At 56.5% G+C, this 23,113-nt stretch carries 19 protein-coding genes; 3 read left to right on the top strand and 16 right to left on the bottom strand.

The window, feature by feature from the left end:
* Nucleotides 1-114: 114 nt before the first annotated feature.
* Nucleotides 115-1,635 (bottom strand): lysine--tRNA ligase, encoded by a 1,521-nt coding sequence (gene lysS, locus IB226_RS16575; protein ID WP_101761966.1) that lies wholly within the window; start codon nt 1,633-1,635, stop codon nt 115-117.
* Nucleotides 1,636-1,644: 9 nt separating this feature from the next.
* Nucleotides 1,645-2,743 (bottom strand): peptide chain release factor 2 gene (prfB, locus tag IB226_RS16570; protein WP_110867985.1). Its coding sequence is split into 2 segments (ribosomal slippage): nt 1,645-2,667 and nt 2,669-2,743, totalling 1,098 coding nucleotides; the frame shifts between segments, so codons are not numbered across the junction.
* Nucleotides 2,744-3,297: 554 nt separating this feature from the next.
* On the opposite strand from prfB, the gene IB226_RS16565 reads away from it, so the two are divergent.
* Nucleotides 3,298-6,060 (top strand): autotransporter domain-containing protein, encoded by a 2,763-nt coding sequence (locus tag IB226_RS16565; RefSeq protein WP_192236470.1) that lies wholly within the window; start codon nt 3,298-3,300, stop codon nt 6,058-6,060.
* A gap of 95 nt (nt 6,061-6,155) precedes the next feature.
* On the opposite strand, the gene recJ is transcribed toward IB226_RS16565, so the two are convergent.
* The 3 genes from recJ to xerD are packed head-to-tail and all read right to left on the bottom strand — an operon-like array spanning nt 6,156 to nt 9,519.
* Entirely contained in the window at nt 6,156-7,883 is a 1,728-nt protein-coding gene (gene recJ / locus IB226_RS16560; protein WP_101761963.1) for a single-stranded-DNA-specific exonuclease RecJ, read from the bottom strand.
* Between the two features lie 6 nt (nt 7,884-7,889).
* Complete coding sequence (dsbC, locus tag IB226_RS16555) at nt 7,890-8,603, bottom strand: bifunctional protein-disulfide isomerase/oxidoreductase DsbC (RefSeq protein ID WP_192236461.1); 714 nt, start codon at nt 8,601-8,603, stop codon at nt 7,890-7,892.
* Nucleotides 8,604-8,625: 22 nt separating this feature from the next.
* Nucleotides 8,626-9,519, bottom strand: a complete 894-nt coding sequence (xerD, locus tag IB226_RS16550) for a site-specific tyrosine recombinase XerD (protein ID WP_008108233.1) — start codon at nt 9,517-9,519, stop codon at nt 8,626-8,628.
* Nucleotides 9,520-9,619: 100 nt separating this feature from the next.
* Between xerD and fldB the strand changes: the two genes are divergently transcribed.
* On the top strand, nt 9,620-10,138 hold the full coding sequence (gene fldB, locus IB226_RS16545) for a flavodoxin FldB (RefSeq protein ID WP_101761960.1): 519 nt from the start codon (nt 9,620-9,622) through the stop codon (nt 10,136-10,138).
* Here fldB and IB226_RS16540 read toward each other — a convergent pair.
* Both IB226_RS16540 and sdhE read right to left on the bottom strand, forming a co-directional pair.
* Nucleotides 10,135-10,494: a protein YgfX gene (locus IB226_RS16540; RefSeq protein WP_233501811.1), complete on the bottom strand. Its 360-nt coding sequence runs from the start codon at nt 10,492-10,494 to the stop codon at nt 10,135-10,137. The genes fldB and IB226_RS16540 overlap by 4 nt on opposite strands.
* A gap of 34 nt (nt 10,495-10,528) precedes the next feature.
* Complete coding sequence (sdhE, locus tag IB226_RS16535) at nt 10,529-10,795, bottom strand: FAD assembly factor SdhE (RefSeq protein WP_101761958.1); 267 nt, start codon at nt 10,793-10,795, stop codon at nt 10,529-10,531.
* Between the two features lie 218 nt (nt 10,796-11,013).
* Between sdhE and ygfZ the strand changes: the two genes are divergently transcribed.
* Nucleotides 11,014-11,997, top strand: coding sequence for a tRNA-modifying protein YgfZ (gene ygfZ / locus IB226_RS16530; protein ID WP_101761957.1), 984 nt, complete (start codon nt 11,014-11,016; stop codon nt 11,995-11,997).
* A gap of 60 nt (nt 11,998-12,057) precedes the next feature.
* On the opposite strand, the gene IB226_RS16525 is transcribed toward ygfZ, so the two are convergent.
* From IB226_RS16525 to IB226_RS16485, 9 genes are all read right to left on the bottom strand, one after another.
* On the bottom strand, nt 12,058-12,711 hold the full coding sequence (locus IB226_RS16525) for a hemolysin III family protein (RefSeq protein WP_110867988.1): 654 nt from the start codon (nt 12,709-12,711) through the stop codon (nt 12,058-12,060).
* A gap of 207 nt (nt 12,712-12,918) precedes the next feature.
* Entirely contained in the window at nt 12,919-13,662 is a 744-nt protein-coding gene (locus IB226_RS16520) for an SDR family oxidoreductase (protein WP_110867989.1), read from the bottom strand.
* Nucleotides 13,663-13,847: 185 nt separating this feature from the next.
* Nucleotides 13,848-16,721 carry an aminomethyl-transferring glycine dehydrogenase gene (gcvP, locus tag IB226_RS16515; RefSeq protein WP_192236452.1) on the bottom strand — a complete coding sequence of 958 codons (2,874 nt, stop codon included), beginning with the start codon at nt 16,719-16,721 and terminating at the stop codon, nt 13,848-13,850.
* Nucleotides 16,722-16,820: 99 nt separating this feature from the next.
* On the bottom strand, nt 16,821-17,207 hold the full coding sequence (gene gcvH, locus IB226_RS16510; RefSeq protein WP_192236450.1) for a glycine cleavage system protein GcvH: 387 nt from the start codon (nt 17,205-17,207) through the stop codon (nt 16,821-16,823).
* Between the two features lie 23 nt (nt 17,208-17,230).
* Complete coding sequence (gene gcvT, locus IB226_RS16505; protein ID WP_192236448.1) at nt 17,231-18,328, bottom strand: glycine cleavage system aminomethyltransferase GcvT; 1,098 nt, start codon at nt 18,326-18,328, stop codon at nt 17,231-17,233.
* A 422-nt stretch (nt 18,329-18,750) separates the two neighbouring features.
* Nucleotides 18,751-19,953, bottom strand: a complete 1,203-nt coding sequence (gene ubiI, locus IB226_RS16500) for an FAD-dependent 2-octaprenylphenol hydroxylase (protein ID WP_101761951.1) — start codon at nt 19,951-19,953, stop codon at nt 18,751-18,753.
* 20 nt (nt 19,954-19,973) lie between these two features.
* Complete coding sequence (gene ubiH / locus IB226_RS16495; RefSeq protein WP_192236446.1) at nt 19,974-21,152, bottom strand: 2-octaprenyl-6-methoxyphenyl hydroxylase; 1,179 nt, start codon at nt 21,150-21,152, stop codon at nt 19,974-19,976.
* On the bottom strand, nt 21,149-22,471 hold the full coding sequence (pepP, locus tag IB226_RS16490) for a Xaa-Pro aminopeptidase (RefSeq protein ID WP_192236444.1): 1,323 nt from the start codon (nt 22,469-22,471) through the stop codon (nt 21,149-21,151). Before pepP ends, ubiH begins: the two co-directional genes overlap by 4 nt.
* A gap of 50 nt (nt 22,472-22,521) precedes the next feature.
* The gene (locus tag IB226_RS16485) at nt 22,522-23,103 is read right to left on the bottom strand and encodes a YecA family protein (protein ID WP_101761948.1); all 582 of its coding nucleotides are present in this window, start codon (nt 23,101-23,103) and stop codon (nt 22,522-22,524) included.
* Between the last annotated feature and the right edge of the window lie 10 nt (nt 23,104-23,113).

Below are 23,113 nucleotides of genomic sequence, written 5' to 3'. Positions count from 1 at the left end.
GCCACATGCAGCTTCAGAACTCACATTTTGCAGCATCTTCCTCCCCCATTTATGGGGGAGGACCGAGGAGGGGGACAGCGAGCACGGACCGGGATGGGGGACTGCGGCGAAATACTACTTACCGGTCGGGCGCAGTGCCGGGAACAGGATCACGTCGCGGATGGTGTGGCTGTTGGTGAACAGCATCACCATACGGTCGATACCAATACCCAAACCAGCGGTTGGCGGCAGGCCGTGTTCCAGCGCGGTGACGTAGTCTTCGTCGTAGAACATCGCTTCGTCATCGCCAGACTCTTTCGCATTCACCTGCTGCAGGAAACGCTCAGCCTGATCTTCTGCATCGTTGAGCTCTGAGAAGCCGTTACCGATTTCACGGCCGCCGATGAAGAACTCAAAGCGGTCAGTGATTTCCGGGTTCTCGTCGTTACGACGCGCCAGCGGTGATACTTCAGCCGGGTATTCGGTGATGAAGGTTGGCTGAATCAGGTGCGCTTCAGCGGTCTCTTCGAAGATCTCTGTAACGACGCGGCCCAGGCCCCAGCTCTTCTCAACTTTGATGTGCAGTGATTGGGCAATCGCTACCGCTTTATCAAAGTCTTCCAGATCGCTCAGGTCAGTTTCCGGACGGTATTTTTTGATCGCTTCACGCATGGTGAGCTTCTCGAACGGCTTACCGAAATCGAAGCTGTGATCGCCATACGGCACTTCCGTGGTGCCCAGCACATCCTGCGCCAGCGTACGGAACAGGCTTTCGGTCAGTTCGATCAGATCTTTGTAATCCGCATACGCCATATAGAGTTCCATCATGGTGAACTCTGGGTTATGGCGTGGCGAAATCCCTTCGTTACGGAAGTTGCGGTTGATCTCGAACACGCGATCAAAACCGCCAACCACCAGACGCTTCAGATACAGCTCCGGCGCAATACGCAGGTACATATCGATATCAAGCGCATTATGATGGGTGATGAACGGACGCGCAGACGCGCCGCCCGGAATCACTTGCATCATCGGGGTTTCCACTTCCATAAAATCGCGGTTAACCATGAACTGACGAATGCCGGCCATGATTTGTGAGCGAATTTTAAAGGTTTTGCGCGAATCGTCGTTGGAGATCAGATCGAGATAACGCTGACGATAACGGGTTTCCTGATCGGCCAGGCCGTGGAATTTGTCCGGCAGCGGACGCAGCGCTTTGGTCAGCAGACGCAGCTCAGTGATGTGGATCGACAGCTCACCGGTTTTGGTTTTGAACAGCTTACCGCGCGCACCGAGGATATCGCCGAGATCCCACTTTTTGAACTGCTCGTTGTAGACGCCTTCTGGCAGATCGTCGCGTGAGACGTAGATCTGAATCTGGCCGCCGACATCCTGCAGGGTCGCGAATGACGCTTTACCCATGATGCGGCGCGTCATCATACGACCGGCCACGCTCACTTCAACGCCCAGCGCTTCCAGCTCTTCATTCTCTTTCGCGTCATAGCTGGCGTGCAGCACATCGGACGTGGTATCGCGGCGGAAATCGTTAGGAAACGCCACGCCTTTTTCACGCAGCGCGCTGAGTTTTTCGCGACGCGCTTTCAGTTCGTTGTTTAACTCAAGGGCGGCATCAGCGCTCTGCGGTTGTTGTTCAGACATGTCGGTTCCTTATAGCCCTGCTTTTAAACTTGCTTCAATAAAACGATCGATATCGCCATCCAGCACCGCTTGGGTGTTGCGGGTTTCTACGCTGGTACGCAGATCCTTGATGCGTGAATCGTCGAGAACATAAGAACGGATCTGGCTGCCCCAGCCGATATCAGATTTGTTATCTTCCGCTGCCTGCTTATCCGCGTTTTTCTTCTGCATCTCATATTCGTACAGCTTGGCGCGTAACTGCTTGAAGGCCTGATCTTTGTTCTTGTGCTGTGAACGGTCGTTTTGGCACTGCACCACAATGTTGGTCGGCAAGTGGGTAATACGCACTGCAGACTCGGTTTTGTTAACGTGCTGGCCACCCGCACCGGAGGCGCGGTAAACGTCGATACGCAGATCGGCAGGATTGATATCGATATCGATGTTGTCATCCACTTCCGGGTAGATAAACACCGAACTGAATGAGGTGTGACGACGGCCGCCGGAATCGAACGGGCTCTTACGCACCAGGCGATGAACGCCGGTTTCGGTACGCAGCCAGCCAAACGCGTAGTCGCCGATGATTTTAATGGTGGCGGATTTGGTTCCGGCCACTTCACCGTCTGACTCTTCAATAATTTCGGTTTTATAGCCTTTGGCTTCCGCCCAGCGCAGATACATGCGCAGCAGCATGCTGGCCCAATCCTGCGCTTCGGTGCCACCGGAACCGGCCTGAATGTCCATGTAGCAGTCGGCGCTGTCATATTCGCCTGAGAACATACGACGGAATTCCAGTTCGCCCAGCTTCACTTCCAGTGCATCAAGCTCGGCAACCGCTTCGTTGAAAGTCTCTTCGTCGTCAGCTTCCACCGCCAGATCCAGCAGGCCCTGCACATCTTCCAGGCCTTGCGTCATGTGATCTAAGGTTTCCACTACCGCTTCCAGTGAAGCACGTTCTTTACCCAGCGCTTGCGCGCGCTCAGGTTCGTTCCAGACGTCAGGCTGCTCCAGCTCGGCGTTTACTTCTTCGAGGCGTTCTTTCTTGGCATCGTAGTCAAAGATACCCCCGAAGAACGTCGCTGCGCTCACTGAGGTCCTGGATACGATTTTTGACCGGATTAATTTCAAACATGGCTTTTCAGTCTTTTTTGACGATTCGGTGAAAGGAGATAAAAACTAACGCGCTAGTTTACCCGAAAGTGTGCGCACTTTGTAGCATTGCACGCCGCCTGAGTGAGCGCGCCTCCGCCGCAAGAAAAAAAGTTCTTATCCTTCTGGAAAGCTTTACCCGCTACGCTTTCCCAAACACCCCCGCAAATACCTCGCCTTCAGAACCTTCTTAGGAGTTTTCCTGCAAAAATTAGGCAATTGGCGCCAGATGACGTCATTAAAGATCATGATTTATAACGATAAATCATTAAGAATTGTCTTGTGAGAAATTTCCTGCAAGAAAGCAGACACGTCTCAAATAACGCCATTAAGCAGCTGATATTCAGCCTATCGATTTATTAGCGCCCTTTTATCATTTTGCTCAGTGACTATCCCCCCGATGGACATCACTGACGTCCAGACCGTTTGTCACCACGATCGCCAGGAATGCGCAGCTTCGACAGGGAATGACACAGTAATCAGCGCCCGTAAACGTGAGCGGGCACAACATGTCCTGAGAGACATGAAGGAGTATCGATGTTTATTCCCGGTTTGCGCACTTCACCGCGCCTGCTTGCCTTGTTAATGCCTTTGTTACTTACCGCCTGCGGAGGCGGTGGCGGCGGCGGAGGTGGCGGTAGCGCGGCAACCTCGCCCACCACCGGCACCCCTGAGACACCCACGCCAGCTCAGCCCAGCGCTTCAGGCAATGCCAGCAAAGTCGGCATTATTGATTCAGGGTTATCGCCCGATCGCAGTGAAATCAATTACGCCAACGTGCAGTTCACCAGCTACGTCGGCGGCGGCAGTAGTTTGAATGATAATCAGGGCATTAACGGTCACGGCACCGTGGTGGCGCTGACGTTATTAGGCCTGTCGCCGGGCAGCACGCTGTATGTGGCGCAGGCATCGCAGAACAATATCTTTCAATACGACGATACCGCCCGTGCGGTGAGCGGCCTGCTGAGCCAGGGCGTGCGGGTTTTCAATATGTCGTACGCCTCCAGCGAGCGCTTAACCTCCGCACAGGCGCTATCCGATGCGCAGCCGCACTATCAGGTGCTGGTGCAAAGCATGCGTGAGATTGCGGCCGCTAACGGTTTGGCGGTGGTGATCACCGGCAATGGCGGCACTGCAACACCGTCCCCTAACGCGCAGCTGCCGCTGATTTATCAGGACAGCGCACTGCAAAAGAATATGCTGGCCGTTACCGGCGTGATGGACAGCACCTCATATGACACGGCGAACCGCGCGGCGTTAACCGGGCCGTTTGATGCCTGTGGCAACGCTGCGGCATGGTGCCTGAGCGCACCGGGATACACCGATTATCGCTTTCAGAACGCCGATGGTACCTGGGTGAATGCGCGCAGCTACGGCACCTCGTTTGCCGCACCGCGCGCCGCTGCGGCCGCTTCGCAAGTGTTGCAGCGCTTTCCGTGGATGAGCGGCTACAACCTGCAGCAAACGTTGCTGACCACCGCCACTTATCGCAGTGATGCTTACGCAGGCGCTGCGGATAGCGCCAACGGGCGGCCTTACAACAACACCTTCGGCTGGGGCGACCTCAACCAGGCGAAAGCGCTCAACGGTCCGGCAATGTTCTGGGCCAATGATTTTCACGCCAGCCTGGATGCGGGTAGCTATGTCTTCTCGAATGCCATCAGCGGGGATCGTGGCCTGATACTCGACGGCGCCAATAATGGCGGCGTGCTACGGTTAACCGCTAACAACAGTTACCTCGGCCAGACCAGCGTTGCCGCCAATACGTTGCTGATTGAGGGTGCGATTGCTGGCAGTGCCAACGTCAGCGGCAGTGGCACTTTAGGTGGCAGCGGTGTGATTGGCGGCAGCTTACTCAATCAGGGAACGGTCAACGGCGGTTTGCAGGTGCAAGGCGATTACCAGCAACGCAGTAATGGCGTGCTCAATATCGCGTTAAACAGCCCGCTGCGTGTAGCAGGCCACTCTATGCTGGACGGCACGCTGAACCTCGCGCCCCCCTCATCAACTTATGTGGTGAAACAGCAGGAAACGCTGCTGACCAGCGATGCGGGTGTTAGCGGCCAGTTCAGTCAGGTCAATACTGGCGTGTTTCTTGATGGTTCGGTCAGCTACAACGCTAACAGCGTCACTGGCCAACTGACGCGTAAAAATACCACAGCAGTAGCGGCAGCGCTGGGCATGAACAGCGCCAGCACTCAGCAAACGGCCGCGAATCTGGAGCAGGCGTTTAGCGTAGCGGACAGCTGGCAGCAACAGGGTTCACTGAGCAGTGCGCAGCAGTCAGCGCTGGGCGCAGCAGGAGCGTTTCAGTCGCTGGCAGATGCCCGCAGTGCGCAGGCCGCCATCAATTCACTTTCCGGTCAGGCGCACGCTTCCAGCAACGCGGTACTGTTTAACGCGCTGGATTATCAAAGCCGCCTGTTGAGTAACCGTATCGCCGATGCCAGCGCTGACAATCGTTACGGTTTCTGGCTGGAGAGCGGTCAACTGCGCGGTTCACTGGATCAAGCGGGCTACCTCGGCACCAATTACCGCAACACGCTTACCGCACTGGGCGTGGATAGCGATTTGGGTATTTCTGGTCTGCGCGTGGGCGTGGCCTGGACGCAGAATCAGATCGACTCCACCTACGACCAAACTGGCGGCACCAGCCGTAATCGCCTGCAAGGCGCGATGCTGTATGGCCGCTACGATTTGACGCCAGCATGGTATCTGCAGGGCAATCTCAGCTATCAACATGGTCGCGATGAGTTAAAACGTCTGGTGTTGCTGGATGAAGCTTCGCCGGTGTCATCGACCACCAGCAGCAACAGCTGGCAGGCGGCGCTGCAAAGCGGCTATCGCTGGACAATTGAGGAGAATTATCGCCTCGAACCCTATCTCGGCTGGCGTGAAACGGGGCTGGATACCGGTGCGTTTGAGGATAAGGGCAGCGCGTTTGGTCTAAGCGGCGACGGCGACAGCTATCGACGCAGCGTGGGATATAGCGGTTTGAGTCTCAGCGCACGGCAGGATTGGTCGGCTGGATTGTGGAGCATGCTGAGTCTGTATGGCGAATATCAGTACGCATTCAACAATCCGTCGATGGATGTCAGCGCGCGCTGGGGCGGATTTGGCGATGACCAGAACCGTTTCACGATTCCCGGTATGCAGCTCGATCGCCGTTCGCAGTGGTTAGGTGTGCGGTTGGATGTGGCGCAGACGTCACGCGCGCGCCTGTTCCTGCGCGTCGATCAGCACTTCGCCGATCGCGGTGACGAGAAAGTGCTGCGCGGCGGTGTGGATGTGAGTTTCTGATAAACGTTTAACCGGTCAACTGAGCGCGATAAATCGCGCCGCTACGGATACGTGAACAGGTAGCGGCGCGATGCATTGCGCGTTTTGGTAGCGAACTACAGCGGCCAAAGGTGATCGATGATCAATTGCACCGAACGATTGCCGCGGTATTCGTTGATATCCAGCTTGTAGGCCAGCTGCACCTGACGCACGCTGCTGTCTGGCCACAACGTGGTATCCACGTTGAAGGCAATCCCATCCAACAGCGGGCCGCCGCCGAGCGGCTCGACCATCACTTTCAAATGACGCTCGCCCACTAACCGCTGTTGTAACAGCTTGAACTTGCCATCGAACACGGGTTCCGGGAATGCCTGGCCCCACGGACCGGCCTCGCGCAGCATTTCGGCAGTATGCAGGGTAAACTCCTGCGCATGCAGTTCGCCGTCCGACCAAATCACGCCCTGCAACGCTTCGCCATCCAGCCACTCATCAATCAACGCGGCAAATCGCGCACGGAACTCCTCGTACTTCGCGGTTTCCAGTGACAATCCGGCCGCCATGGCGTGACCACCAAATTTGATCATTAAGCCAGGGAACAGCGTGTCGAGACGCTCCAGCGCATCGCGCAGATGCAAACCCGCAATTGAGCGGCCCGAACCTTTCAGCGTGCCGTCTCCGGCGGGGGCGAAGGCGATCACCGGGCGATGGAAGCGCTCTTTCAGGCGCGACGCCAGAATCCCCACCACGCCCTGATGCCACTCGGGATGGTAGAACGCCAGTCCAAGCGGCAGATCGGTATGCTGACGCTCCAGCTCATCGCACAGCGCCAGCGCTTCGCTTTTCATGCCCTGCTCAATCTCTTTGCGCGTCTGATTCAGCGCATCGAGTTCATTCGCCAGCATGCGCGCCTGGGAAATATCTTCGGTGAGCAGCAGCGCCACGCCGACCGACATATCATCCAGACGACCGGCAGCATTCAGGCGCGGACCCACGGCAAAACCGAGATCGCTGGCGGCGAGTTGGCGCGCATCGCGGTTGGCAATCTCCAGCAGCGCGCGAATCCCGGCACGGCATTTGCCCGCGCGAATACGGCTCAAACCTTGCCACACCAGAATGCGGTTGTTGGCATCCAGCGGCACCACATCGGCCACGGTGCCCAGCGCCACCAGATCCAGCAGCTCCGCCAGATTTGGCTCGGCGCGGCTCTCGCTAAACCAGTTTTGCTGACGCAGGTGCGCACGCAGCGCCAGCATCAGATAGAAGGCCACGCCAACACCCGCCAGCGAACGTGAGGGGAATTCGCTGTCGTTGAGGTTCGGATTAACAATCGCTTCGGCGGCGGGCAAGGTTTCGCCCGGCAAGTGGTGATCGGTAACCAGCACCGGAATGCCGTGCTGATGCGCGGTATCCACTCCGGCATGTGATGAGATGCCGTTATCGACGGTGAGGATCATCTCCGCACCGCGCGCTTTAGCCTGCTCGACCACTTCCGGACTCAAACCGTAGCCATCTTCGAAACGGTTTGGCACCAGATAATCCACATTACCGCCGAGGCTGCGCAGCGCCAGCACGGTTAACGCGGTGCTGGTGGCGCCATCGGCATCGAAATCGCCCACCACCACGATACGTTTGCCCGCCAGCAGCATCTGATGCAGCAACGTTACGGCGGCTTCGATGCCGCCCAGCGTTTGCCACGGCAGCAGATGTTTAGCGCCGCGTTCCAGTTCCAGCGCCTCTTTCACGCCACGTTGCAGATACAAGCGGCGCAGCAAAGGGGGCAAATCAGCGGGTAAGCTGGCTTCGGTCTCGGCTTCGCGCCGACGCAATTCAACAGAATGAATCACTGTGCGTTAACCGCCACGCTTCTGGCCGTCAAGCACCTGCTTCAGCTCTTGCGGTCCCTGATAGCCAGGAATCATCATGCCGCTATCCGTGAGAATGGCTGGCGTACCCTGAATGCCAAACAGGATGCCGAGTTTGTACTGCTGCTCGATATTGATTTTGCAGGTCGCTGGCGCATCCATCTGCGGCGCATCGCCTTTCATTGCTGCATCGAAAGCTTTGTTACGATCGGCGCTGCACCAGATGGCGCGCATGGCTTTTTCTACCTGACCATTCAGACCTTCACGTGGGAAGGCCAGATAGCGCACGGTGATGCCGAGCGCGTTGTAGTCGGCCATCTGCTCATGCAGCTTGCGGCAGTAGCCGCAGGTGATGTCGGTGAACACGGTGATGACGTGCTGCTCTTTCGGCGCTTTATAGACAATCATGTCTGGCGCCAGCGCAGTAACTTTTTTGTCCAGCAGCTGGTTGGTAACGTTGATCGGCTGGGTGCCGCTGACATCATACAGCGGGCCCTGAATCATGTGCTTGCCGTCTTCGGAGACGTAAAGCACGCCGCTTTCGGTCAGCAACGTTTTAATACCCGGCAGCGGGGACGGCTGGATTTCAGCCTGCTGCAATCCCAGTTTTTTCAGCGTTTGCTGAATAGCGTTGTCATCGGCATGCGCCAATCCAGTGAATGCACTGACCAGCAGAGCCAGCATCGTTAGCTGCTTTTTCATCTTAAATCCTTGTTACCGCATCTCAAGCGCGCGGATGATGCTGTTGATGTAACAGACGCAGGCGCTCAGTGGCGACGTGCGTATAAATTTGGGTGGTCGAGAGGTCGCTGTGGCCCAGCAACATCTGTACGACGCGTAAATCGGCGCCGTGGTTCAGTAAATGCGTGGCAAATGCGTGGCGCAGCACGTGCGGCGACAGCTTTTCGCTATCGATACCGGCAAGGGTCGCATAGTGTTTAATGCGATGCCAGAAGGTCTGCCGCGTCATTTGCTGTGCGCGCTGGCTGGGAAACATCACGTCCAGTGTTTGCCCGTTGAGCAGCCACGGCCGACCATGTTCCATATAGTATTCAATCCAGTAAACCGCTTCTTCACCTAACGGCACAAGACGCTCTTTGTTGCCTTTACCGATTACGCGCACCACGCCCTGACGCAGGCTGATATCGCTGATGGTCAAACCCACCAGCTCCGTTACGCGTAAACCGGTAGCGTACAGCAGCTCCAGCATCGCCTTGTCGCGCAGTTCGAGCGGCACATCAATGCTCGGTGCCTGCAGTAAGCGTTCGACCTGGTTTTCACTGAGATCTTTCGGCAGACGCTGCGGCAGTTTTGGTGCCGACAGCAGCGCGCTGGGATCGTCGCTGCGCACTTTTTCCCGATAGAGATATTGGCACAAGCGGCGAATGGCGCTGAGGGTGCGCGCCGAGCTAGTGGCTTTGTAGCCGCCCTCAACGCGTTCGGCAAGAAACTGCTGCAAATCAAGCGCTTCAAGCGTTAATAGCGTGCGATCGTGGTGATGCAGCCAGCCGGTGAGCGTTTGCAGATCCTGCCGGTAAGAGGCGAGCGTATTCTGCGCCAGATTACGCTCAATCCAAAGCGCATCCAGAAACTGTTCGATCAGATCGCTGTCCTGCACTGTACTCTCCGCCCGTGTGAAATCGTGCTCATTATGCCTGAAAGTAGCCTGCTTCTGGTACAATTGCCCCCGAGTCAGGTTCAGACAGAGCATTAATTGCATGAATATCGGTTTGTTTTATGGTTCGAGCACCTGTTACACCGAGATGACGGCGGAAAAGATTCGCGACTTTATCGGTGAAGAATTAGTCACGCTGCACAATTTGAAAGATGACGATCCGTCGCTGATGGAGCAGTACGATTTGCTGATCCTCGGCATTCCGACGTGGGATTTCGGTGAGTTACAGGAAGATTGGGAAGCGATTTGGCCACAGATTCCGGCGCTGAATTTGCGCGGAAAAATCGTGGCGCTGTACGGCATGGGCGATCAGGGCGAATACGCCGAATGGTTCCTTGATGCGCTGGGCATGCTGCACGAACTGCTGCAGCCGATGGGCGTGCAGTTTGTGGGTTACTGGCCGCTGGAAGGCTATGAGTTCACCAGCAAAAAACCGCTGACCGCCGATGGCACGCAGTTTGTCGGTTTGGCGCTCGACGATGTTAACCAGTTCGAACAGAGCGATGAGCGCATTGAGCAGTGGTGCGAACAGATTCTGACGGAAACCGCAGCGCTGCTTTAAGGCAGCGTTTGACCATCCCTTAGAAAACAGCAGGCGCGCAGCGTGCGCCATTCACCGGGCGGCAGATTGTCATGCATTAACCACAGCCGCCAGCGTTTTCCCTGCTGATTACGCAGCACCAGCAAAACGCCATACGGCAACCAATCCGCCTTACGTTCCGCTCGCCAGCGCACGCCGCGCCACAGCCAATTGCCCTTCACGTCCAGCACCAAATGACCTACGCGCTGAACCAAACGGCGCTCGTTACGCCAGCACTCCGCCAGCAGCAGCACTAACACCGGCGCTTTGCTCCACGCCCACGCATCAGGCCACTCCAGCGCCAGCAGCAAACCGGTGCACAGTAGAGAAAGCGTCACATTCAGTGCGCGCGCACTGCGTGACGCTCGCAGATCACATTGCCACCGGACCGCGTTCACGGTTACGCTGCTGAATCAGTTTCACCATACGTTTGAACTCGGGATCAACCGGTTCACCGTGATTCATCAACCAGTTGAACAGATCGGGATCGTCACTCTTTAGTAGTGCGATAAAAACCTGCTTATCGGTGTCGTTCAGCGAATCATATTCAAATTTGAAAAACGGCATGATAGCCATATCCAGCTCCAGCATGCCGCGACGGCATGCCCATTGGACGCGGGCTTTGTCGTTAATTTCCATGTCTCAGGTTCCATGACTAAAAACAGTGGGGCTCAGTGTACCTGCTTTTTTTTCTCGCTGCAGGCGCTGTGCTTAACCCTGTGCAATACCTCGGTGTTACATCCCCCAGTTTGCAATGGGTATCACGCGATTTGTGCGCCATATTCAGTAAACAGGTTGCAAAGCCGCACTGCTCTTTTACCATTGCAACCTATTACCTCATTAATCAGGAAAGAGACATGTCGATTTTTACCCTTCCACCTCGCCAGCCTGCTGCATCGTCACGCCTGCCTTTAACCCTGATTTCGCTCGACGAATGGGCGCTGGTTAAGGTGCAGGGCAACGACAGCACGTCTTATCTGCAAGGTCAGTTGACGCTGGATGTCGCGGCGATGGGCGAGACGCAGCATCGTCCCGCCGCGCACTGCGATGCCAAAGGCAAAATGTGGAGCAACATTCGTCTGTTCCATCGCAGCGAAGGTTACGCTTACGTGGTGCGTCGCAACCTGCGTGAGCAGCAGCTTACCGAACTGAAGAAATACGCGGTGTTCGCCAAAGTCACCATCGTGGCTGACGATGAAGCGGTGCTGCTCGGCGTTGCCGGTTTCCAGGCGCGCGCCGCGCTGGCAGGCGTATTCAGCACACTGCCGGATGCGGAAACGCCGGTAGTACAGCAAGGTGAGAGCACGCTTTTGTGGTTTGATCAGCCAGCCGAACGTTTCCTGCTGGTGACCACGCCAGAACAGGCGAATGCGTTGAAAGAGAAACTGGCGGGAGAAGCGCAGTTCAACGACAGCCTGCAATGGCTGGCGCTGGATATTGAAGCGGGCATTCCGGTGATTGAAAGCGCCACCAGCGCGCAGTTGATTCCACAAGCCACTAACCTACAGGCGCTGGATGCCATCAGCTTCAAAAAAGGGTGTTACACCGGCCAGGAAATGGTGGCACGCGCCAAATTCCGCGGTGCGAACAAACGCGCACTCTATTGGCTGGCAGGTAAAGCCAGCAAAGTGCCGGAGGTTGGCGGTTCGATGGAGCTGCAGATGGGCGATAAATGGCGTCGCACCGGCACCGTATTGAGCGGCGTGCAGCTGGATGACGGCAGCGTTTGGGTACAGGTGGTGATGAATAATGATTTGGAGCCAGATAGCGTATTGCGCGTGGAAGGCGACGAAAGTGGCAAATTGACCATTCAGCCGCTGCCGTATTCATTAACCGAATAATTGCGGGCCGGGTCCGTACTAAACACGTAAGGTCGCCATTTTCGGCGACCTGGATTGAGCTTACATCACATAAAAATAAATCGCGCAGAAGTGCAATACGCTGCCGCCGAGCACAAAACCGTGCCAGATGGCGTGACTGTAAGGAATACGGCGCGAGACGTAGAATATCACTCCTAGCGAATAGACAATGCCACCGGCAGCCAGCAGCCAAATCCCGCCCGGCGACAGTTTGATCGCCAGCTGATAAATCACCACCAGCGACAACCATCCCATACCGAGATAGGTCACCAGCGACAGCGCTTCAAAGCGGTGGGCAAAGGCGATTTTAAACAGAATACCGGCCAGCGCCAGGCTCCAGATCACCACCATTAAGCCCTGTGCCAGCGGCGAATTGAGCCCCACCAGCAAGAAAGGCGTATAAGTGCCAGCAATCAACAGATAAATGGCGCAGTGGTCAAATTTCTTCAGCCAGTATTTGGCTTTTTGATGGGGAATGGCGTGATACAGCGTTGAGGCGAGATAGAGCAGAATGATGCTGCCGCCGTACAGGCTGTAACTGGTGATCGCGGTAACGTTAGCTTGGGATTCAACGGCTTGTGTCAACATCAACACCAGGCCGATGATGCCGAAAATGCAGCCGATTCCGTGGCTGATACTATTGGCGATCTCTTCTGCCAATGAGTAGCCCTGGGCAATAACTGGGGTTTGAACCATGAGGGGATTCCTGAACAACGGAAAAAGCGAGTGTGCTATTTCTGAGCAACCAGAGTAACCGGGATAATTTTCAGAGTACACATGTACGCTAAAATAAATCTGTGAGTGGGTGTGACAGGCGAGGGGTTGAATGAGTCGGTCGCCATGCAAGGCGACACTCCGCACGGATACTGTTTTATGGGGTCGGTATTGATACCGGCTTGGTGATTATCGTCCGCCAGCCGCATCAATAAAGGTGCCCGTCACATAAGACGCGGCATCGCTCGCTAGCCAGACAATTGCTGCAGCAATCTCTTCTGCCTGGCCGCCGCGTCCCATTGGCAATGCGCTCGCCAGGCGATCGACCCGACCCGGCTCGCCGCCATCGGCGTGCATGTCGGTATAAATAAGGCCAGGACGCACGCTGTTGACGCGAATGCCTTGCGATGCCACTTCCAGCGACAACCCTTTAGTCAGCGTATCCATCGCCCCTTTTGAGGCGGCGTAATCCACATATTCGCCTGGCGCACCGAGACGTGACGCAGCGGATGACACATTGACGATGGCGCCCCCTTTGCCGCCATGATGCGTGCCCATGCGTTTTACCGCCTCACGACAGCAGATGAACGTGCCGGTAACGTTGGTGGCGAATACGCGCTGAATACGTTCGGCATCCAGATCTTCCACCCGACATTGGGTAAACAAAATACCGGCATTATTCACCAGCACTCGCAGCACGCCCTCTTGCTGGTCCAATTCGGCAAACATACGTATGACCTGCGCTTCATCGCCAATATCGGCCTGCAGCGCAAACGCACTGCCGCCCTGCGCTTCAATCTCTGCCACCACGCTTGCCGCTTCGGCTGCACGCTGACGATAGTTGATCGCCACGCGATAACCCGCCTGCGCCAGCGATAGTGCGGTTGCGCGTCCAATGCCGCGACTACCGCCGGTAATCAAAGCCAGATCCATTTTTGCCTCCACAAAAAAGGGCCGAACAATCGGCCCTTTCATAAATATCACCCGCTACTTTAGCCTAAATAATTTGAGATACAGCAAGGCGGCAAGTTCATTCATCCCCGGGAGCTTACATCAGTAAGTGACCGGGGTGAATGAGCGCAGCCAACGCCGCTGTGGCTCAAAGTATGACGGCTAAATTATTGGTATTCGCTCATTGGTACACACGAACAGAAGACATTGCGATCGCCAAATACATCATCCAGACGTTTCACCGTCGGCCAGTATTTATTGGCGCTACCGGCAGGGAATACGGCCAGCTCACGGGTATACGGATGCGCCCAGTCGCCGACGATTTCTGTCTGCGTGTGCGGTGCGTTCACCAGCGGATTATCTTCCAGCGGCCATTCGCCATCGGCAACGCGATCGATTTCCATGCGAATAGCCAGCATCGCATCGATAAAGCGATCCAGCTCGATTTTGCTTTCCGATTCCGTGGGTTCAACCATCAGCGTTCCCGCAACCGGGAATGACATCGTTGGTGCGTGGAACCCGTAATCGATCAGACGTTTAGCAATATCCAGCTCGCTGATACCTGTCTGCTCTTTCAGCGGACGAATGTCGAGAATACATTCGTGCGCCACGCGGCCATCGCGGCCGGCATACAGAATCGGATAGGCCGATTGCAGACGGCTGGCAATGTAGTTGGCGTTCAGGATCGCCACCGAACTCGCTTGCTTCAGACCTTCTGCGCCCATCATACGGATATACATCCAGCTGATTGGCAAAATCGATGCGCTACCAAACGGTGCGGCAGATACCGCGCCCTGCTGTGTCAGCACGCCATCAATTTGCACCACGCTGTGACCTGGCACGAACGGTGCAAGATGCGCTTTCACGCCGATTGGGCCCATACCCGGGCCGCCACCGCCGTGCGGGATACAGAAGGTTTTGTGCAGGTTAAGGTGCGATACATCCGCGCCGATATAACCTGGCGTGGTGATACCGACCTGCGCATTCATGTTGGCGCCGTCGAGATACACCTGGCCGCCGTGCTGATGCACGATCTGGCACACCTCGCGAATGGTTTCTTCATAAACGCCGTGTGTTGACGGATAGGTCACCATGATGCACGACAGCTGCTCACCCACCTGCGCGGCTTTCTCACGCAGATCGCCAAGATCGATGTTGCCTTGTTTATCACACGCCACCACCACAACTGACATGCCCGCCATCTGCGCCGATGCCGGATTGGTGCCGTGCGCCGAGCTCGGGATCAGGCAAACATTACGGCCGCCTTCGTTACGACTTTCGTGGTAACGACGAATCGCCAGCAGGCCGGCGTATTCGCCCTGCGCACCTGAGTTGGGCTGCATGCACAGCGCATCGTAGCCAGTCAACTGCACCAGCCATTGCGACAACTGGCCAATCATCTGCAGATAACCCGACGCCTGCTCAGCCGGGCAGAATGGATGCAGTTCGGCAAATTCCGGCCAGGTGATTGGAATCATCTCCGCCGCGGCGTTAAGTTTCATGGTGCACGAACCGAGTGGGATCATCGCCTGGTTCAGCGCCAAATCTTTTTTCTCCAGGCTGTGCATGTAGCGCATCATCTCAGTTTCGCTGTGATGACGGTTGAACACCGGGTGCGTCAGGAAGGCGCTTTCACGCACCTGACCAGCCGGAATCGCACTGTTTTCCACAGCAACAGCGGCATCCAGCGCATCAATGTCCTGACCGTGCGCATCGCCCAGCAGAATGGCGAACAGCGCCAGCACATCTTCACGGGCGGTGGTTTCATCCAGCGTAATGCCAACCGCATTGTGGATATCGCTGCGCAGGTTGACGCCGAAGCTCTGCGCGCGGTTCAGCACCGCCGCTTTATCGGCCACTTCAACCGTCAGCGTATCGAACCAGCTGTTGTGGCGCAGCTTCAGGCCACCGTTTTGCAGGCCCGCGGCCAGAATGCTGGTCAGACGGTGAATACGTGAGGCAATGCGTTTCAGGCCAACCGGACCGTGATACACCGCGTAGAGACCGGCGATATTCGCCAGCAGCACCTGCGATGTACAGATGTTGGAGTTGGCTTTCTCACGACGAATATGTTGCTCGCGGGTTTGCATCGCCATACGCAGCGCGGTGTTCCCGGCGGCATCGCGCGATACACCAATAATGCGACCAGGCATCGAGCGTTTGTGCTCGTCGCGGCTGGCGAAGAACGCGGCGTGTGGTCCGCCGTAACCCATCGGCACGCCGAAACGCTGGGCAGAACCAAAGACGATATCTGCGCCCTGCTTGCCTGGCGCCTCTAGCTGCACCAGCGCCATGAAATCTGCGGCTACGCTCACCACCACTTTGCGGCTTTTCAGCTCGGCAATCAGTGAGCGGTAATCGTGCACTTCACCGTGCGTACCCACCTGTTGCAACAACACGCCGAACAGATCATCGTGATCCAGCACCTTGTCAGCACGATCAATAATCAGTTCAAACCCAAAGGTTTCTGCGCGGGTGCGCACCACATCCAGCGTCTGTGGGTGGATGTCATCGGCGATGAAGAATTTGGTGGCGCTTTTCAGTTTGCTAACGCGCCTGGCCATCGCCATTGCTTCAGCAGCAGCGGTCGCTTCGTCCAGCAGTGACGCGGAAGCGATGTCCAGACCGGTCAGATCCAGCGTCAGAGTTTGGAAGTTGAGCAGCGCCTCAAGACGGCCCTGCGACACTTCTGGCTGATACGGCGTATACGCGGTGTACCAGCCTGGATTTTCCAGCATATTGCGCAGGATGACGGGCGGCGTGATCACCGCGCTGTAGCCCATGCCGATCCAGGATTTATAGCGTTGGTTCTGACTGGCAATGGCTTTCAGCTCTGCCAGCGCTTGCTGCTCGGTCGCCGCAATGCCTACTGCAGGCGGGCCTGGCAGTTGGATGTCGGCAGGCACAATAGAACTGATCAATGAGGAGAGCGAACTGGCACCAATCGCTTCCAGCATTAAGGCCTGTTGTTCCGGCGTAGGACCGATGTGGCGCTCAATGAAAGCACCGTTGTGTTCAAGCTGGCTGAGAGTCTGGGTCATTTGCAGTAAATCCTGAATCGGGCTGGGTTACAAAAATGGCGTTAAATCAGGCAGATAAAAAAGAAGGCGACGCAGCGCGCCACCTTCTGCCACTACCGGTTACTCGTCGATTGCGGCTTTATAGGCATCGGCATCCAGCATCGCGTCGAGTTCTGATTCGTCGCTGGCTTTGATGCGGAACAGCCAACCATCGGCGTACGGCGCGCTGTTGACCAGCTCTGGCGAATCGCCCAGATTGTCGTTCACCGCCACAATCTCACCGCTCAGTGGCGCGTAGATGTCTGAAGCCGCTTTCACCGACTCCGCAACGGCGCAGTCATCACCGGCCGCGAAGGTGGCACCGACGTCTGGCAGATCGACAAACACCATATCGCCCAGCAGTTCCTGTGCGTGTTCGGTGATACCCACAGTGAAGGTGCCGTCGGCTTCTTTACGGACCCATTCGTGGCTATCGCGGTATTTCAATTCACTTGGCACATTGCTCATTGGCCATTTCTCCTGAAAAAAAATTACTGGGCAACCGGCTTACCGGCGCGAACAAAAATCGGTTTGGTAACTTTCACGGGCATTTCACGGTTGCGGATTTCCACAATCGCCTGATCACCAATGCCGGCTGGCACACGCGCCAGCGCGATGCTGTAACCCAGGGTTGGTGAGAAGGAACCACTGGTAATAATACCTTGCTGCGGCTGACCTTGTTGATCGGTGAAGCGCACCGTTAACCCGTTACGCAGCACCCCTTTTTCGGTCATCACCAGGCCAACCAGCTGTTCGGTGCCGTGCTCGCGCTGCGCTTGCAGAGCATCACGGCCAATGAAATCGCGATCGGCAGGTTCCCAACTGATGGTCCAGCCCATATTGGCGGCGAGCGGCGAAACGCCCTCATCCATCTCCTGACCGTACAGGTTCATGCCCGCTTCCAGACGCAGCGTGTCACGCGCACCGAGTCCAGCCGGTTTAACGCCTGCGGCCAACAGCTGCTGCCAGAAAGCGGCAGCTTCAGTCGCTGGCATGGCAATCTCATAACCCGCTTCGCCGGTGTAGCCGGTGGTAGCGATAAACAGGTTTTCGGCCTGCACGCCAAAGAAGGGTTTCATGCCGGCAACGGCATCACGCTGAGCGGCGCTCAACAGCGTTTGTGCTTTCTGCTGCGCGTTTGGACCTTGCACCGCAATCAGCGCCAGATCGTCACGTTCGGTCAGCTCAACGCCAAACGGCTGCGCATGCTGTTTAATCCAGGCTAAATCTTTCTCTCGCGTAGCGGAGTTCACCACCAGACGGAAGAAATCTTCGCTCATAAAGTAAACAATCAAATCATCAATGACGCCAGCAGAGGCATTCAACATGCCGGTATACAGGGCTTTGCCCGGCTGGGTCAGCTTGGCGACATCGTTTGCCAGCAGATAGCGCAGGAATTCGCGGGTACGTGCGCTGTGCAGATCGACGATGGTCATGTGGGAAACATCAAACATGCCGGCATCGTTACGCACCGCGTGATGCTCATCCATTTGCGAGCCGTAATGCAGCGGCATCATCCAACCGTGGAAGTCCACCATGCGTGCACCGCTTGCCTGATGCTGTTCGAATAGAGGCGTTTGCTGAGTCATAACCATCCTGTAAAGACAAGTGAGTGTGACGCGCCTGCGTCGCCTAATGAGGCTGACGCAAACGTTCTCTTTGTGCTGAAGTTATCACCTAATGTGGCAATTAACCATGAGGAAAACGAGGGCGAAACACTACCACCTTTCATCAAATCATCGAACAGTGCCCAGCATAAATCACTGCATTATTGTGATTAGCCTCGCACAAAATACGACTAAATTACTTTCATGCAGCAAATTGAGGGAATACACGCCACAGGATTAAGAAATGGTCCGGCATGCGCAGGGCTATGACATGAATTAATCTAATGCGAATTAATGCGTCAAATTAGAATAAATCAAACGAGGCGCGATCGCGGTGCATCGCTGCATCATTGGGGTGCAGCAAAGAAAAACGGCGCCCAATTGGGCGCCGTCAGCTGAGATGATTAGCGTATCCATCTGGGTAGATCGTTAAGCCCCATCGCCTGTTTCAGCATCAGCGGTTTAACGCCAGGTAACGTGTCGGCGAGCTTGAGACCAACATCACGCAGCAGCTTTTTCGCGGGATGAGTGCCAGCAAACAGCTCGCGGAAACCCTGCATCCCCGCCAGCATCATCGCCGCACTGTGCTTGCGGCTGCGCTCATAGCGACGCAGATAGAGATGCTGACCAATGTCTTTGCCTTCCTGATGCAATCGACGAATTTCACCAATTAATTCAGCCGCATCCATAAAGCCGAGATTTACGCCCTGCCCGGCCAGCGGATGGATGGTGTGGGCGGCATCGCCGACCAGCGCCAAACGGTGCGCGGCAAAGTTACGCGCATAACGTGCCGTCAACGGGAAGGTTTTACGTTCACTCTCGACCTGACACAAGCCAAGCCGCATATCAAACGCCACCGACAGCTGCTGATTAAATAGCGCTTCCGGCATCGATTGCAGGCGTGCCGCTTCCTGTGGCGCGAGCGACCAGACGATCGAGCATAAGTGTGGATCCTGCATCGGCAGGAACGCCAGAATACCGTCGCCGTGAAACACCTGACGCGCAATCGCATCATGCGGCATATCGGTGCGGATGTTCGCCACCAGCGCGTGATGCTCGTAATCCCAGAAAGTCAGCGGGATATCCGCTTTATCGCGCAGCCACGAATTGGCGCCGTCGGCCGCCACCAGCAAACGTGCGCTCATCATGCTGCCATCCTGCAACGTAATGAAGGCTTCGTTGTCGCCAAACGCCACTTGCTGCAGCTGCGCCGGGGCAAACAGCGTAATATCGCTGCTCTGACTGGCACGCTGCCACAACGCGCTATGGATCACTTCGTTTTCAATAATATGGCCAAGATGCGATAAACCCTGCTGCTCATCATCAAAGCTGATTGAGCCAAAGCTGTCCTGATCCCACACTTCCATGCCGTGATAGGCGCTGGCGCGCAGCGCCAGGATGCTCGACCAGACATCGAGCTTTTGCAGCAGACGTTCACTGGCAGCGTTGATGGCGGAGACGCGAATCGACGCATTGGCCGCCGGATCAAACTGTGGCTCGGGTGCTTTTTCCAGCACGGCAACGCGTAAGCCGCTGCCTTGGAGTCCGCAGGCGACGGCCAAACCCACCATGCCGCCTCCGGCAATTGCCACATCAAAAGTTTGCATTGCTGCCCCTTAATTCGTGCTTAACGCTTAACCCAGCCGAGCGTGCGCGCGGCAAGTGGATTTCGTAGCCAAGGCAGATGGTCCATCGCCACCAGCCCAAGATTTCGTCCTGCTACCAACGGCGCATAGCGGTTAGCAAACAGTCGGACTAAACCGTCAGTGACGCCAACAGTGGCGGCACGATCGGGCTGACGTCGCGCGGCAAAATGCTGTAATACCGCGAAACTGCCGGGATCTTTCTGCTGACGATATGCGCCTGCCAGCGTTTCCGCCAGCGACATCACGTCGCGCAGACCCAGGTTGAAGCCTTGTCCGGCAATGGGATGCAGCGTTTGCGCCGCGTTGCCCACCAGCGCCAGACGATGTGTCACCTGACGTTCGGCGGTTTGCAGCGCCAGCGGATAATGCTCGCGTTGACCGGTATGCGTGAAGCGCCCCAGACGCCAGCCGAATGCGCGCTGCAGTTCTTGCAGGAAGGTCGCATCATCCCACTGCTTAATCGTTGCTTGCGCCTCAAGCGGGTGGCACCACACCAGCGACATGCGGTTGCCGGACATCGGCAACAGCGCCAGCGGGCCGTATTCGGTAAAGCGCTCAAAGGCGCGGCCCTGATGCGGCAACTGCGTCGACACGTTGGCGATAACCGCCAACTGCTGATAATCGTCGCGCTGCCAGGTGATACCGCAGGACGCGCCTAAAGGTGAACGCGAACCGTCGGCGGCCACCAGTAATGCGCCTGCCAGCTGTTCGCCGCTGTTCAACATCACCTTCACATTATCCGCCGTACGCGCTACCGAAGTTACATGATCCGGGCAGCGCAGCGTGACGCCTGACGCTTTTTGCAGGCGTTGAAACAGCCGCTGGCCGACATCAAACAGTTCAACCACCTGACCGAGCGCAGGCAACTGATGATCTTGCGCTTTAAGCGAAACAAAGCCGGTATGACCGCGATCGGAAACGTGAATATCGGTGATGGGCGTGGCGCAATCGGCCAGTGAGCGCCACAGATCGATATCTGCTAACTGCTGACAGGTGCCAGCAGCCAGGGCAATCGCGCGTCCGTCAAAGCCAGGATGTGCGCGGCTGTCGGGCTGGCTGCGCTCAATCAGGGTAACCGGCAGTTGGCCTTGCGTCAGATGTGAAATCGCCAGCGCCAGAGTCGCACCGGTCATGCCGCCGCCGGCAATCAAAATGCTCATGCGTGACGTGCCGCCGCCATCAAGGCTTCAATCGCGTCAGCGTCTTTGACTACGCTGTCGGTGAGATTTTCGTTGCCGTCGGCGGTGATAACGATGTCATCTTCGATGCGAATGCCAATGCCGCGATATTGTGGCGGTACTTTGGCATCTGGCGCGATATACAAGCCAGGCTCAACCGTCAGCACCATGCCCGGCTCCAGCACGCGGTCGCGGCTTGGCGTGCCGTAATGGCCGACATCGTGCACATCCAGCCCCAGCCAGTGACTCAAACCGTGCATGAAGAAAGGACGATGCGCCTGCTCTTCAAACAGCGTATCGATATTGCCATCCAGAATGCCGAGATCGACCAGGCCGGTAATCATAATACGCACCACCTCGTCGTTGACGTCATGGATGCTGATGCCCGGACGGAACATCGATAACGCTTTGTAGAGCGAAGCCAGCACAATGTCGTAGATGGCGCGCTGCGGCTCGCTGAAGGTGCCGTTGACCGGGAAGGTGCGGGTGATATCGCCCGCGTAGCCGTGGAATTCACAGCCTGCGTCAATCAGCACTAAGTCGCCATCGCGCATTTCCGATTCGTTTTCGGTGTAGTGCAGAATACAGCCGTTTTCGCCCGAACCGACAATGGTGTTGTACGAGGGGAAACGCGCGCCGTGGCGATTGAATTCGTGATGAATTTCGCCTTCCAGCTGATATTCGAACATGCCCGGACGACAGGCTTGCATCGCTCGCGTGTGCGCCAGCGCGCTGATTTTGCCGGCGCGGCGCAGAATCTCAATCTCTTCTACGCTTTTGAACAGGCGCATGTCGTGCACCCACGGACGCCAGTCGGTAACTGTGTCGGGCGCGCTAAGGTTTTGACGGAAGCCGCGACGCAGTTTGTCCAGCGCGCTGAACACCAGCTGATCGGCTTCTGCGTATTCGCCCTGCGCGTGGTAAACCACATCCAGGCCGTTAAGCAGTTGATGCAGCTGCTCGCCGATGTCATCCCACGGCAAAGCGCGATCGACACCCAGTTTCGCCGGTGCGGCATCCTGGCCAAGGCGGCGACCAAACCAGATTTCGGCCGTCAGGTCACGCACGCGATTGAACAGCACACTGTGATTGTGCTTATCATCACTTTTGATTAAGACCAGCAGCGCCTGCGGTTCATTAAAACCGGTGAAGTACCAGAAGTCGCTGTTTTGACGAAAGCTGTATTCGGTGTCGTTGCTGCGCGTCACTTCAGGTGCAGCAAAAATTAACGCCGCACTGCCTGGCGCCATGCGGGCAATCAGCGCCTGACGACGTTGTTGAAACGTATCCAAGGTAATCATGTTTGCACTCCCTGTTGAAGACGGGCTACAACGCACCCGCATTGACGCGCTTAATGTAGCGTAGGTTTCTGTACTTCTGGTGCCGTTGGCTGATGCGGACGCGTGAAGGTGTCATGGCACAGCAGAGCGGCAACGCGCACGTACTCAATCACCTCTTCGAGTGACTGCTCCAGCTCTTCCTGATCTTCATCTTCGTCATAGCCAAGTTGTGCGATAGTGCGCAGATCGTCAATCGCTTCGCCAGTTTCGCCGGTCACTTTCTCCAGCTTCGGTTGTGTGACACCCAAACCGAGCAGGAAGTGGTTTACCCAACCGGCCAGCGCATCCGCGCGATCGAATACCGTGATGTCATCGTCTTCCGGCAACATCAGCTGGAACATAAAACCTTCGTCTTCCAGCGTGGTCGCCAGGCTTTCATGCAGCGCCTGCAGCGGCTGAGACAGGCTCTGCGAAAATGCCATGCCTTCGTTGGTGAGATCGTGAACCATGGTTTTCCAGCTGGTATCCTGATTGCCGCCGCACAGAATCCCGGAAAGGAGACCATGCATTTCGGCTGGCGTCATGCCCACGCCCTGCTGTGAAAGGGCCGCGGCCAGCGCGTTGTAACTCGGCGTTGCGTTCTGTAAAGACATAAGCTTTGTT

This window comes from Pantoea sp. PNT03 (assembly GCF_014852515.1).
GTDB classification, from domain to species: Bacteria; Pseudomonadota; Gammaproteobacteria; order Enterobacterales; family Enterobacteriaceae; genus Pantoea; species Pantoea leporis.
This window is presented reverse-complemented; position numbering and strand designations above follow the sequence as displayed.